The organism is Corynebacterium sp. 2571A, from assembly GCF_055700935.1.
The window spans coordinates 520,720-534,178 of record NZ_JASTTE010000001.1 but is presented as its reverse complement, the minus strand read 5'-3'; the positions used below and the strand labels follow the sequence as shown (position 1 = coordinate 534,178).

Genomic DNA, 13,459 nt, shown 5'->3' with positions numbered 1-13,459 from the left:
ACATCAGACAAACACATGAGCACAAAGGTTTCTGTAGCCCCCTCTGCCAGCCGATTGAGCCGCTCCCTGCGAGACATCGGTTACAGCTTTGAATCTGCCGTGGCAGACCTCATCGACAACTCGATCGCAGCTAAAGCCACCCAGGTCGACGTCGATATCTTCTTCGAAGGACGGAATTCCTACCTCACCATTACCGACAATGGGAACGGGATGAATGGCGATGAGCTGAACGAGGCAATGCGATTTGGTACTCGCCGGAGCTACCAACGCAGTGATCTCGGCCGCTACGGCTTGGGGCTGAAAACCGCGTCTCTTTCCCAATGCAAGCGAGTGGAGGTAGTGAGCCGGAAGATAGAGGGAGAAGGCGAAAGCCGCGTCCTCGACCTCGACTACCTGCAATCAACCGACCAGTGGTCGATTTTGGACTACACAGATGAGGAAGAAACTGCGGAAGCGCTAGAACGCTTCGCATACTCCACTGGCACCGTTATCACCTGGCGGAAGTTGGACCGCCTTCTGCCAGTGAAGTCCCCCGAGAGCGGATGGGGCCGCCGTCGCATCGAGAACCTCGGCCCCCGCTTGGAGAAGTACCTCTCCATGGTGTTCCACCGCTTCTTGTCTGGCGAAGCCTTCAAACGGGTCACTATCTCGGTCAATGGCAAATCGCTGCAGCCGTGGGATCCCTTCGTCCGGCACGAAGAGGAAACCTCCGAGTTCGAGACCAATGAATTCGAGCTCGAGCACGGCGATAGCCTCGGAACCGTCAAGCTCCGTCGTTTCCTGCTGCCGCAACGCGACAAGTTTTCTTCGCGTCAGGCCTTCGACGACGCTTCCGGCGTAGACAAGTGGAACAAGCAGCAGGGCCTTTATATCTACCGCGCCGACCGCCTTGTGCAGTGGGGCGGCTGGAGCGGCATCCGCACTATCGACGAGCACTTGAAGCTTGCCCGCGCTTCGCTGGACTTCGACACGCCTCTTGACGAGGCGTTCAACATCAACGTCGCGAAGATGCGCGTCACTTTGCCCAGCGAGCTCAAAAAGATGCTGACTCGCCCAGTGAACGAGCTGTGCATCGCCGCTGATGCAGCCTACCGCAAGAGCGAAGCTCGCCAAGTGAAGCCCGAACCACTCGAGCAGATGCAGAAGCACGATTTCGGCGGCTACGAGGCCGGCCAAACAATCGGCCTCAACCTCCGCGCTGCAGCCGCTCGAACCGGACACGCTAAGGCCCTCAACGAGGTCTTCGAACTCCTTAAAAAGGAAGCTCCCGAAGTAGCGGAATACCTAGGGTTTAACTAGTACAAGGTGGCCGGTGCGTACGCCTTCTCGTACTCACACCACTTCTGCAAGGGGCAATCGAAGCACCGTGGGGTTTCCGTAGTGCACACCGTCCGAGCCAGCTCGTACAGCCCCAAGATGGCATCGCGCGAATCCGTGTTCAGCCCCAACATGCGGGCAATACTTAGTCGCCCGTCCGACTGCTTGTTCCGAGTCTCGGCGTCATAGCCCTGGAAACGCCCGGTAACACGCAGCACGCCTTTAGCGACGATTACTGCCTCACTGCTTCGCTCCTCAGCGGTTCGCTCGCTGCCAGCTAACTCTAGCGTGGAGCGCTCAACCGGCTTCAGGCTCGGGAATAGCGATGCATCAATCTCAGGCGCCCAGAACTCAGTAAGGTTTTTTGAAATTTCCTCGCATACCGAGCGGAATTTCTTGCGGCGCACCTCGTATCGCGGCCCACGGAACACATCGCAGATGGTCTCAATCGTTGTCTCCGGAGGGACTGTTTCCTTGGTGCACTGTGGAAGAGATTCCATAAGCGGCCACAGCATTCGGATCTCGGTCATCTGGGCTCGTTGCAGGAAGATTTCTCCTAACAAGACGAGCCATCGGTTCCCCGAGCGAAGCCATGGCTGCGTCAGGTCCCGTTCACTTGTGTTTCGGTACCAATCGGCGAGCGCGGCTGAGGTGTCCTTCGACGACCACTCCACGCGGTTGTCAGCGGCTAGCGAGTCCAAGACAGCGGTGCCCACCGCAGTCCCCAAACGGACCGGTACAGCGTTACCAATCTGCTTGAAGGCGGCACTGGGAGGACCGCTAAAACGGAAATCGTCTGGGAAAGTCTGGAGGCGTGCGGCCTCCCGGACCGTTAGCGTGCGGGGCTGGCGGGGATGGATGAACCCATACCCGTCCTTAGCAATGTGGGCGGTAATGGTCCGCGACAGATCGTTTTCGTCCAGCCGCTTGTATTTGTCGTTAAATATGTCAGAGCGGTAGCGCTGCAGGTGCTCGGGAAGATCCGAATACTTTGTTTCCGACGTCATCAATTCGAAGGCGACCCGATCATCTTCGCGGACCGGACGAGTGATGTGGTCGTAGAGCCGGTTCGCTTCTTCCGCCGGTACGTTCCTGCGGATGTATTTCTGAAAGTCTGTACGCGGGCCGTCGTATTCGATCCACCCCTCAGCACCTCCTTCCGGACGCCACCCACCTTCGACGGACGGCATATCCCCGATGGCGTTCCAGACGGAGACCTTCTTCGAGGCCTCCGCCGGCCACGTGAACTCGACCCCTCCTCGCAGCGCGACCAGAATTAAACGCTGACGGAACTGCGGCACGCCGTAGCGCCACGCGTCGAGCACGCGCTCTTCCACGCTGTACCCGAGTTGCTCTAGTTCCTCGATCATGCTTCGGATGATGAACATTTCACTGTCTAAAGCCATGTCTGGAACGTTTTCCATAATCACGGCACGCGGCTGCGCGATTTGCACGACTTCCAGATAGGCGCGCCACAGGTTACGACGCTGATCCTCCGGATCGCGCAGGCCTTTTTCGATAAGGTTGCGGATGCCGTTGCGGCCGGCCTTAGAGAATGGCTGGCAGGGCGGGCCGCCTGCCAGTACCTCAATCCCCGCCTCCTTCATGAGGGAGCCAATTCGCTCCACGCTCTCCTTGGATGACATGTCCCATGAAACGGTCATTCCGGGAAAGCGGGCGTCGTGGGTTTCTACCGCATATTGGTAGTGATCAACTCCTACCACCATTTCGATGCCGGCATCGGTCAGCCCCTGACTGAGTCCGCCCGCGCCGCAAAACAAATCGATTCCCAAGATGGCACCCTCGGCACGGCGCCCCGCACAGTAGTCAATAAGCTCCTGCTCAGTTTCACAGTGCGCAGGGTGCGACGGAAGCTTCACGTACGGTCCCCGTACTTGCTTTACCGCATACTCATCTTTCTCCTTCACCCAAACTAATGTAGCGATATTCCGCCGAGAAACGAAATCCCAGAACCAGCAAAAATCTCTATTAAGCTGCGAGAATTCTTCTCTTGACGGGAAATTAGCGCCGTGACCTGGCCGAAGAGCCCATCCGGCCACTCACTGTGTCAGGAAAAGAAAAATTAACTTTCTTCCGAAAACTAACGTGACGCACCGCACATCGGGGTACAGTGACTTCCACCACTGTTCCCCCCTAGTGTCGCCTGTGAAGGAGTGCGTCATGGAATCTGACCCTGCTGCTCGTCCGGCTGGTGCGTCCGGTAGCTCGCCGGTCGCTGGAGCCGCCGCTGATGAAGGACAACAGAAGGTTCGCTGGACCCTGGTGGGGCCTGGCCTGGTGGCGGCGGCCACTGGCGTGGGCGCGGCGGACATGGTGGCCACGATGATTGCGGGCCAGCGCTACGGCTTTGCGCTGCTGTGGGCGGTCATTCTGGGCACGTTCATGAAGATCGTGCTCGTGGAGGGCGTTGGCCGCTACAGCCTGGCCACGGGGAATACTATCTTCCACGGCTGGCGGGAGCTGGGGCCGTGGACGGCCTGGTACTTCGCCCCCTACATCGTGATTTGGGGGCTGGTCTACGGGGCCGCGGCGATGTCGGGCACCGGCTTGGCGCTATCCGCCCTTTTCCCCGGCACGAGCCTGAACATGTGGGCCATCGGCACCGGGCTGGTCTGTTTCGCGCTGACGTGGCTGGGCCGCTACCAGCTCTTTGAGAAGATCTCCGCGGTGCTGGTGGGCATCATGTTCGTCACCGTCGTGGGCGTTGCCGCGATCACCGCACCTAATCTGCCCGGGATCATCGCCGGGCTGGTCCCCACGGTCCCGGACGGATCGTTCGTCTACGTGCTCTCTATCGCCGGCGGCGTGGGCGGCACTATTACCCTGGCCGCCTACGGCTACTGGCTACGCGAGAAGAAGTGGTACACCCCGAAGTGGATGAAGGTCATGCGCCTGGACAACTCGGTGGCCTATATCGTCACCGGTATTTTCGTACTGGCCATGCTGGTGCTGGGCGCCGAGCTCCTCTACAGCGCCAATGTGGCGGTTTCCGACAACGACGAGGGCCTGGTCGACATGGCCGACGTGTTGGAGGCCCGCTACGGGACCGTCCTGTCCAAGGGCTTCATCGTCGGCTTCTTCGCCGCCGCGTTCTCGTCCTGCCTGGGTGTGTGGAACGGGGTGTCCCTGATGTTTGCCGACTACATCGGCCACCTCAAGAAGCTGCCGCAGGATGATCCTTCCACCAAGACCGGCGGTAAGTACTACCGCGCCTACCTGGTGTGGCTGACCTTCCCGCCCATGCTGCTTTTACTGCTGGGCAAGCCCACCGGCCTCATCATCACCTACGGGGTCCTCGGCGCGTTGTTCATGCCGTTTTTGGGGCTGACCCTCCTGGTACTACTCAACACGAAGCTCACGCCGAAGCGCTGGCGCAACGGCTGGATTGTCAACACCCTGATGGCTGTCATCTCCGTCGCGTTCGTCTACCTGTGCATCACCCAGGTCGCCGGTCTCTTTACCTAGAAGCCCCTAGCCAATCTGCACCTTGGTCGAGCAATCAATCTTGGCGTACGGCCGACCCTGGTTGTCCACGGAGGTCAGCGCGTAGTTTCCGCCGTAGGCGCGGCAGCCGGTGTAGGTATCCGGCGCGGGGGCGGCGGGGGCTGGTGCGGCAGGGGCATCGTTAGCCGGGTTGGGCTTAGCCGGGGCAGGGTTAGCCGGCGCGGGGTAATCGGCGCCGTCGGGGCTGACGGCCTCGCCGGCCGGGCGGTTGGCCTCTTCCTGCCGCTTGTTGTCGCGCTCGGCTTGCTCGACCGCGTCGGCGCGCTCGTCGCGGAGGTGCTCCTCGGCCTCGTCGAGTTCGGCGCGGCGTTCGGCTAGCAAGGTGTTGAGGCGATCGACCAGGTAGGTGCCGTAGAAGGCGTTGCGGGCGCCGCCCTCGATGGCGTCCAGATCCGCACGGCGGGCGGCGGTGCCGGCCAACAGCTTGTCGATGGCAGCCACCTCGTCGCCGGAACCATAGGTCGTGGTCGGCGACGAGCTCAGCGCAGTGGCCGCGGGGCCACCGTCAGCAGCGAAGCACTCGGGATCCACGTCGAAGATGCCACGGCGGGCCTGCTGGGCGGCATCGACGGCCTCTTGGACAGGCGGATAGAACTTCCGGTTGTCGCCAACCACCATGGCCGCGGCGAAGCCTTCCTCGGCTATGCGCGCGTTGACCAGCTCGTCGTCCAGGAAGACGCCGGCGAGCTCACGGCCGTATTTGTCCTGGTGCTCGACGTCGTATTCCAGGCGCACGGCGGTGCCGGCCGGCAGGAGATCGGCCAGGAAATCCCGGGCGGCCTCCGCCAGGCAGTCGGCGGGGCGGCCGTCGCGGGCGAGCTCCGGGGTGTCGATGTTGAGCAGCCGCACGCGCTTGTCGCCGTCGGCGGTGTGCACGTCGATGGTGTCGCCGTCGATGACGCGGTTGACGGTGGTTTCTTCTTCCCCGCCGCCCATGATGGCCACCCCGGCGACCGCGGCGATGGCCACCCCGCCCACGCCCAGAAGCGCTTTTCCGAAACCCATTGCGCAGGTCCTTCCTGTAAGAACAAAATCTTTAGAATCTTAGCCCGCCGCAGCTGTGGGGGTAGCCGTGAAATCCAGTGAACGTAACCCTATTCACAAATTGAAGTGATGCGCGCTACACTAGATCCATCAGATTGTTCAACAATTTTAGGGATGGTGTTGATGTCTTCGCTTGTCATTGATCTCAACGCAGATTTGGGTGAGACGACCGCCGGCAACCCCGTGGCCGATGACGCGGCCATGCTGGAGCTGGTCTCCTCCGCCAACGTGGCCACCGGCTTCCACGCCGGGGACCCGCACTCAATTGCGCAGACGGTCCAGGCCGCGGCCCGCGCGGACGTGGTCATCGGCGCGCACGTGGGCTATAACGATGCCGCCGGTTTCGGCCGCCGCTTCATCGACTACGCTCCGGCGGAGCTGGCCGATGAGATTACCTACCAGATCGGCGCGCTGGAGGCCCTGGCGCGCGCGGCCGGCACCCGCGTGCGCTACGTCAAGCCGCACGGGGCTCTCTACAACACCATCGTCCACGATAAGGCCCAGGCCCAGGCGGTCATCGACGGCGTGCGCGCCTTCGGCGACCTGCCGCTGATGCTGCTGCCCGGCGGTGTGGCCGTGGACATGGCCGAGGACCAGGGGCTGACCGTGGTGCGCGAGGCCTTCGCCGACCGCAACTACAACGCCGACGGCACGCTGGTCTCCCGGCGCGAGGCGCACGCGGTCATGCACGAGCCCCAGGCCGTGGCCGACCGCGTCCTCCAGGTGGCCCGCACCGGCTCTATCACCGCCTACGACGGCACCGAGCTGGCCGTCGATGCCCAGTCCGTGTGCACCCACGGCGACTCCCCCGGCGCCGTCGAGCTGCTGCGCGGCGTCGTCGACCTACTGGGCCGCGAAGGCGTGGAGATTCGGAGCTTCCTCGATGTCTAACCCCACCATCCACCCGGTCGGCACGCGCGCGATGCTCATCGACTTGGACGGGCTCGACCAGGTCATGAGCTGGCACGCGGAGCTGTCCGCGCACCCGCTGCCGCACCAGGTCGACTGCATCGCGGCCGCCACCACCTTGCTGGTCACCTTCGACGCCCCGCGCGCGGCCGAGCTCGCCGCCGAGCAGCTGGCCGAGTTCCAGCCCACCAAGGCGGGCCGGCGCGAGCCGCGCACCGTCGACATCGACGTGCGCTACGACGGCGAGGACCTAGCCGATGTCGCGGAGCTGCTCGGCATGTCGGAGCAAGCGCTCATCGACTGGCACACCTCCACCACCTGGACCGCCGCCTTCGGCGGCTTCGCGCCCGGGTTTACCTACTGCGCGCCGGAGGACCCGGCCCAGGCCAAGGCCGTGCCGCGCCGCCCCGACCCGCGCACGGCCGTGCCGGCCGGAGCAGTCGGCATCGCGGGCGATTTCTCCGCGGTCTATCCGCGCGTCTCCCCCGGCGGCTGGCAGCTCATCGGCACCACGAACACCCCGATGTGGGAATCCCACGCGGAGCCGCCGGCGCTGGTCCAGCCCGGCGACCGGGTGCGCTACAACGCGGTGCGCGAGCTGCCCGAGCTGACCCGCGACCACGACGGGGCCAAGAAGTCCCCGGCGCGGCTGCCCCGCATGGAGGTCGAGGACGCCGGCCTGCTGACCCTGTACCAGGACCTCGGCCGGCCGGGCCGCGGCGACCTGGGCGTTACCCCCTCCGGCGCGGCGGACCGCGCGGCGGCCGCCACCGCCAACATCGCGGTGGGCAATCCGCGCAATGCGACGGTGCTGGAAAACATCGGCGGCATCAAGCTCAAGGCGCTGACCGACACGGTCATCTGCGTCACCGGCGCGACCGCCGTGGTGCGCGTGGGCGAATACCCGCTGCAGCTGGCCCGCCCCATCCTGGTCACGGCCGGCACCACCCTGACCGTCAGCCCGGCGATTACCGGCATGCGCTCCTACATCGCCATCCGCGGCGGCATCATCGCCGACACGGAGCTGGGCTCGTCCGCCACGGACGTGCTCTCCGGGCTGGGCCCGGACCCGGTGCGCGCCGGCGAGGTCATCGGCGTGCTGCCGCGCTCGAACGCCATGACGGACGCCCAGCTAGCCAACCCGCTGCGCGTGCGCGACGACAACGGCACCACCACCGGCGTGCTGCGCTGCGCGCTGGGCCCGCGCGACGACTGGTTCGGCGAGAACGTCCAGCAGTTCCTGGACACCGAGTGGACCGTCACCTCGGACTCGAACCGCGTCGGCCTGCGCCTGGCTGGGGATGCCACCATCGAGCGCGTCGTCGACGGCGAGCTGCCCTCGGAGGGCATGGTGGCCGGCAGCGTGCAGATCCCGCCGAACGGCAAGCCCGTGGTCTTCCTGCGGGACCACGCCGTGACCGGCGGCTACCCCGTCGTCGCCACCGTCCTGGAAGAAGATATTGATATTGCCGCCCAGCTCCCGCCCGGGGCCCGGGTCCGCTTCGAACTAGTCTCAGGAGTCAACTAACCATGGCCATTTCTGCTGTACTTATTGCTAACCGCGGCGAGATCGCCGTGCGCATCGCCCGCGTCGCCCGCGACCTGGGGATCCGCTCCATCGCCGTCTACTCCGAGGCCGACGCCGGCGCCCTGCACACCGTGGTGGCCGACGAGGCCTACGCCCTGCCGGGCAACTCCGCCGGCGAGACCTACATGAACATCCCGGCGCTGCTGGACATCGCCGTGCGCGCCGGCGCGGACGCCATCCACCCGGGCTACGGCTTCCTATCGGAAAACTCCGAGTTCGCCCGCACCGTCAGCGCCGCCGGTCTGACCTGGATCGGCCCGGACCCGGACGCCATCGACCTGCTGGGCGACAAGATCGCCGCCCGCCGCGTGGCCGAGGAGGTCGGCGCCCCGCTGGCCCCGGGCACCTCCGACCCAATCGGCGACTGGCAGGAGGCCCGCGCCTTCGCCGAGGAGCACGGCCTGCCGATCGCCATCAAGGCCGCCTACGGTGGCGGCGGGCGCGGCCTGAAGGTCGTGGACACCATGGAAGAGATCGAGGGCGCGTTCAACTCCGCCGGCCGCGAGGCCATGGAGGCCTTCGGCCGCGCCGAGTGCTTCGTGGAGAAGTTCCTGGTCCACCCGCGCCACGTGGAGGCCCAGGTGCTGGCGGATACCCACGGCAACGTGCGCGTGCTGGGCACCCGCGACTGCTCCACGCAGCGCCGCTTCCAGAAGCTCATCGAGGAGGCCCCGGCCCCGAACCTGACCGAGAAGCAGTACCAGGGCATCATCGAGGGCTCCCGCGCCATCTGCCAGAAGGTCGGCTACACCGGCGCCGGCACCGTGGAGTTCATCGTCTCCGAGGACGGCACCATCTCCTTCCTGGAGGTCAACACCCGCGTCCAGGTCGAGCACCCCGTCACCGAGGCCGTGACCGGCGTGGACATCATCGCCGAGCAGTTCCGGATCGCCGCCGGCGAGGAGATCTCCATCGCGGAGGATCCGGAATCCCACGGCCATGCCTTCGAGTTCCGCATCAACGCCGAGGACATCCTCAACGGCTTTGCCCCCTGCCCGGGCACCATCGTGGCCTTCGAACCGCCGACGGGCCCCGGCATCCGCGTCGATGCCGCCGTGCGCACCGGGTCCATCGTGCCGCCGTACTACGACTCCCTGATTGCCAAGCTGGTGGTCTGGGGGCCTAACCGCCAGGTGGCCCTGCGCCGCGCCCAGCAGGCGCTGCAGGAGTTTACGGTCTCCGGCGTGCGCACCGTGCTGCCCTTCCACCGCGACATGGTCAACAACCCGGCACTAACCGGCGACGAGCTGGGGCTCTACACCGACTGGGTGGACCACAACTACCGCCCGTCCGCCGGGCACCAGACCGAGCAGGTAGAAGCCATCTACACGCAGCGCCGCACCGTGGCCATCGAGGTCGACGGCAAGCTGATGAACATCGGCCTGCCCGTCGAGTTCTTCCAGGCGCCCGCCGGGGCCGCTAGCTCCGCCGCGCCTGCCGGCGGCGAGGCCAAGGCCGGCTCCGCCGGGGCCGTGACCGCCCCGTTCGAGGCCAACCTGGTCGAGTGGAAGGTCGAGGACGGCGCCGAGGTCGCCGAGGGAGACGCTATCGCCACCATCGAGGCCATGAAGATGGAATCCGCCGTCAAGGCGCCGAACGCCGGCACGATTTCCATCAAGGTCGACGCCGGCGAGCGCGTCACCCCTGACGACGTCATCGCCACCATCAACTAACCGCCTCCCCCGCCGCATCCCCCCGGCGCGCGCAGGTGCTGCTTTCGTCTCGGAGGCGGCACCGGCAAGCTGGTTTGGCCAAAGTGCCCTGTAAGCCGGGGCGCGGCACTAGAGTGTTACGCATGCTTTCTCAGACCGTCGCGGCGGGCCTCCGGGACGCCATCTCCCGGGGCGAGTACCAGCCGGGCCAGCAGCTCAGCGAGGTCAAGGTGGCCGCGCGCTTCGAGTGCTCCCGGAATACCCTGCGGGAGGCCTTCGCGCGGCTGACCGCGGAGCGGCTGGTGGAGCGCATCCCCAACCGCGGGGTCTTCATCGCCACCCCGGACCGCGCCTATATCCAGGATCTCTTCCGCGCCCGGGCAGCCATCGAGCCCTCCGGGGTGGCCTGGGGCGATTTCCCCGACGCGGACGCGCTGGTCGAGCTAACCGAGTCCGCCCGCGCTTTCGCCGCCCGCGGCGAGCACCAGGAGGTCTCCAATATCAACCAGCGCTTCCACCGGGCGCTGGTAGCCGCGCTCGGCTCGCCGACGCTGGACGAGCAGATGGGCAACCTGCTCGCGCGCATGCGCCTGACCTTCCTGTTGGTCATCCCCCGCTACCCGCTGCTGCACGCCGATCACATCGACGGCAACGTGAAGCTCGCGGGCCTTATCGCCCGGGGCGAGCGCCGCGCTGCCGCCGATTACTCCCACGCGACGCTGCGCGCCACCTGCGACAAGATTCTGGCTGTGGTTTAAAGCCGCGGTTTAGGGCACCTGGTAGCCCAGGTCGCGGGCGTCGGTGACCAGCATCTGCCCCGGCGCGTGGGTAATGGCCAGGCGGGGTGCCGAGTTCATCACCACCGCCTGCGGGGTCACCCCGCAGGCCCAGAAGACCGGGATATAGCCGGCCGGCACCTCGATGGCCTCGCCGAAGTCCGGCTCCGCCAGGCTATCGATGCCAATCGCCGCCGGGTCCCCCACGTGCACCGGAGCCCCGTGGACGCCGGGATAGCGCGAGGTAATCCGCACGGCATCGGCGACCTGGGAGGCCTTGATGGGCCGCATGGAGACCACCAGCGGGCCGCTAAAGACCCCGGCCGGCGTGGTGGCGATGTTGGTGCGGTACATGGCCACGTTCTTGCCCTGGGCGATGTGGGGGATTTCCACGCCGTTGTCCAGCAGGGCGGTTTCGAAGGTGAAGGAACAGCCGATGAGGAAGCTGACCATGTCCGGGGTGTAGAAGGAGGTGGCATCGGCAGTCTCCTGCGTTAGCTCGCCGTTTTCGAAGACGCGGTAGCCCGGGATGTCGGTGCGGATGTCCCCGCCGGCAAGCAGGTCCGAGGAGTGCTGGCCGGCCTCCAGCACGCCCACGATGGGGCACGGCTTGGGGTTGCGCTGGGCGAACAACAGGAAGTCGAAGGCGTATTCCTGGGGCACGGCCAGCAGGTTGGCCTGCATATAGCCGCGGGCCAGCCCGGAGGTCGTCGGCAGCTGGTGGTGGCGGGCGAAGGCGCGCACCTGGGCCGGGGTCGAGTTCGGGTTAAGCTGGGGGCGATCCGATGCCATGGGGCGGCCTTCCTTCTGAGTCTTTCCGTTGCGCTGTTTGTTCTGCGCTGGTTGCTCTGCGCTGGTTGCTCTGGGCTGGTTGCTCTGGGCTGGTTGCTCTGGGCTGGTTGTTCTGGGTTCGTTGCTCTAGGTTTGTGGTCCTTGGGTTGGTGGGTTCCCTGGGGTACCGGGGCCTAGGACCAGAGGGCGGCGATGCCGCTGAAGGCCATCACGCCGATGAAGATGGTCAGGAACCAGGCCAGGATGCCGATTATGAGCAACCAAGCCGGGTACTTGTAGCCCTGCAGCAGGTCGCGGCGGCGCCAGGCCACCCACATCACGATGGCGAAGCCAATCGGCAGGATGAGACCGTTGATGGCGCCGGCGAAGATCAGCAGGGTCTGCGGGGCGGAGTTCAGGACCACGAAGGCCACGGCGCACACGGCGATGAAGGCAACGGTGGCGAAGTTGCGGACCCTATCGCTGGACTGCTGGGAGGTCACGAAGGACACGGAGGTGTACGCCGCGCCGATGACCGAGGACAGGCCGGCCGCGAACAGGACCACGCCGAAGGCGCGGAGGCCGAATTCGCCGGCGGCGTGCTGGAAGGCATCGGCAGCAGTGTTGTCCTCCGACAGGGTCACGCCGGTGGCCACCACGCCCAGGACGGCCAGGAAGAGCAGCACGCGCATGATGCCGGTGATGATGATGCCGGAGACCGAAGTGTAGGTGATGCTCTTGACGTTCTCCACGCCGGAGTAGCCGGTGTCAATCAGGCGGTGCGCGCCCGCGAAGGTGATGTAGCCGCCCACGGTGCCGCCGATGATGGTGGTGATGACAAACGGGTCGATGGTCTCCGGAGCCACGGTGTTCTTCAGAGCCTCGCCCAGCGGGGGCTGGGAGACAATCGCGACGTAGAGCATGAGCAGGATCATGATGGCGCCCAGGGCGGCCACCAGACGGTCCAGGGCCATGCCGGCGCGCTTGGACAGGAAGATGAAGATGGCAATGGCGGAGGCGATGAGGCCGCCCCAGCGGGCGTCCATGCCCAGCATGGCGTTCATGCCCAGGCCGGCGCCGGCGATATTGCCGATGTTAAAGACCAAGCCGCCGAAGAAGACGAAGGCGGCCAGCACCCAGCCGAGCCCCGGCAGGACCGTGTTGGCCAGGGTGTTGGCGCGCATGCCGGACACGCACAGCACGCGCCAGACGTTGAGCTGGATAGCGATGTCCACGAGGATCGACACCGCAATAGCGAACGCGAAGGCCGCGCCCATCTGGACGGTGAAGACGGAGGTCTGGGTCAAAAAGCCCGGGCCGATGGCGGAGGTCGCCATGAGGAACATGGCGCCGGCCATGGCGCCGATCCCCTTCGAGGCCGGAGACTTCTTCTTGGCGCCCGAGGGGGAAGCTGCGGCATCGGCAGCCGGTTGGGCGGTGCCTGCGGCCTGGGCGGAACCCTGGGCGGGGCCCTGGCTGTCGGCCGGGCTGGCGCTCTGGTTGCTGGGGGCGGGGCCCTGGTTGGAGTCCCGGCCTGGGTTAGAGCCGGCGTGAGAAGTGGATTCGGGTGTCTGTGCACTCATTATTTTCCCTCCGCGATATAGGTCACACGGGTTTGTGATGCGCATCATCTTAGGGGGTTGTTGAACAATATGTAAAGGCGAACCCCACCCGCCTAGCCCCGTGGGCATCGTGGGTAGCCCGGGGGAGGCGGCTGTTGGTGGGCTGGGTGGCTGTTTGGTGGGCTGGGCGGCTGTCGGTGGGCTGGGTCGCTGCTGGTGGCTGTTGGTGGGCTGCTGGTGGCTGTTGGTGGGCTGCTGGTGGCTGTTGGTGGGCCCCGGGGAACGGGCCCGGATGCCGGTACGGTTTACTAGTAG

10 protein-coding genes are annotated in these 13,459 nt (G+C 65.6%); 6 read left to right on the top strand and 4 right to left on the bottom strand.

Going from position 1 to position 13,459, the window contains the following annotated elements:
- Positions 1-15 precede the first annotated feature (15 nt).
- Positions 16-1,299, top strand: a complete 1,284-nt coding sequence (locus tag QQS53_RS02620; protein ID WP_472774381.1) for an ATP-binding protein — start codon at positions 16-18, stop codon at positions 1,297-1,299.
- Here QQS53_RS02620 and QQS53_RS02615 read toward each other — a convergent pair.
- Positions 1,296-3,245 (bottom strand): DNA cytosine methyltransferase, encoded by a 1,950-nt coding sequence (locus QQS53_RS02615; RefSeq protein WP_472774380.1) that lies wholly within the window; start codon positions 3,243-3,245, stop codon positions 1,296-1,298. The genes QQS53_RS02620 and QQS53_RS02615 overlap by 4 nt on opposite strands.
- A gap of 253 nt (positions 3,246-3,498) precedes the next feature.
- On the opposite strand from QQS53_RS02615, the gene QQS53_RS02610 reads away from it, so the two are divergent.
- Positions 3,499-4,803 carry an Nramp family divalent metal transporter gene (locus tag QQS53_RS02610; protein ID WP_472774379.1) on the top strand — a complete coding sequence of 435 codons (1,305 nt, stop codon included), beginning with the start codon at positions 3,499-3,501 and terminating at the stop codon, positions 4,801-4,803.
- Positions 4,804-4,809: 6 nt separating this feature from the next.
- Here QQS53_RS02610 and QQS53_RS02605 read toward each other — a convergent pair whose 3' ends face one another.
- The gene (locus QQS53_RS02605; protein WP_472774378.1) at positions 4,810-5,847 is read right to left on the bottom strand and encodes a thermonuclease family protein; all 1,038 of its coding nucleotides are present in this window, start codon (positions 5,845-5,847) and stop codon (positions 4,810-4,812) included.
- A gap of 162 nt (positions 5,848-6,009) precedes the next feature.
- On the opposite strand from QQS53_RS02605, the gene QQS53_RS02600 reads away from it, so the two are divergent.
- The 4 genes from QQS53_RS02600 to QQS53_RS02585 all read left to right on the top strand — a co-directional run bounded on the left by QQS53_RS02600 (position 6,010) and on the right by QQS53_RS02585 (position 10,793).
- Positions 6,010-6,777: a LamB/YcsF family protein gene (locus QQS53_RS02600; RefSeq protein WP_472774377.1), complete on the top strand. Its 768-nt coding sequence runs from the start codon at positions 6,010-6,012 to the stop codon at positions 6,775-6,777.
- The gene (locus QQS53_RS02595) at positions 6,770-8,323 is read left to right on the top strand and encodes a 5-oxoprolinase subunit B/C family protein (protein ID WP_472774376.1); all 1,554 of its coding nucleotides are present in this window, start codon (positions 6,770-6,772) and stop codon (positions 8,321-8,323) included. The genes QQS53_RS02600 and QQS53_RS02595 overlap by 8 nt, the downstream gene beginning before the upstream one ends.
- A 2-nt stretch (positions 8,324-8,325) precedes the next feature.
- Positions 8,326-10,056 (top strand): acetyl/propionyl/methylcrotonyl-CoA carboxylase subunit alpha, encoded by a 1,731-nt coding sequence (locus tag QQS53_RS02590; RefSeq protein ID WP_472774375.1) that lies wholly within the window; start codon positions 8,326-8,328, stop codon positions 10,054-10,056.
- A 122-nt stretch (positions 10,057-10,178) separates the two neighbouring features.
- On the top strand, positions 10,179-10,793 hold the full coding sequence (locus tag QQS53_RS02585) for a GntR family transcriptional regulator (protein WP_472774374.1): 615 nt from the start codon (positions 10,179-10,181) through the stop codon (positions 10,791-10,793).
- A 9-nt stretch (positions 10,794-10,802) separates the two neighbouring features.
- Here the strand turns inward: QQS53_RS02585 and QQS53_RS02580 are convergent, their stop codons facing one another.
- Both QQS53_RS02580 and QQS53_RS02575 read right to left on the bottom strand, forming a co-directional pair.
- The gene (locus tag QQS53_RS02580) at positions 10,803-11,603 is read right to left on the bottom strand and encodes a putative hydro-lyase (RefSeq protein WP_472774373.1); all 801 of its coding nucleotides are present in this window, start codon (positions 11,601-11,603) and stop codon (positions 10,803-10,805) included.
- Between the two features lie 173 nt (positions 11,604-11,776).
- The gene (locus QQS53_RS02575; RefSeq protein WP_472774510.1) at positions 11,777-12,940 is read right to left on the bottom strand and encodes an NRAMP family divalent metal transporter; all 1,164 of its coding nucleotides are present in this window, start codon (positions 12,938-12,940) and stop codon (positions 11,777-11,779) included.
- Between the last annotated feature and the right edge of the window lie 519 nt (positions 12,941-13,459).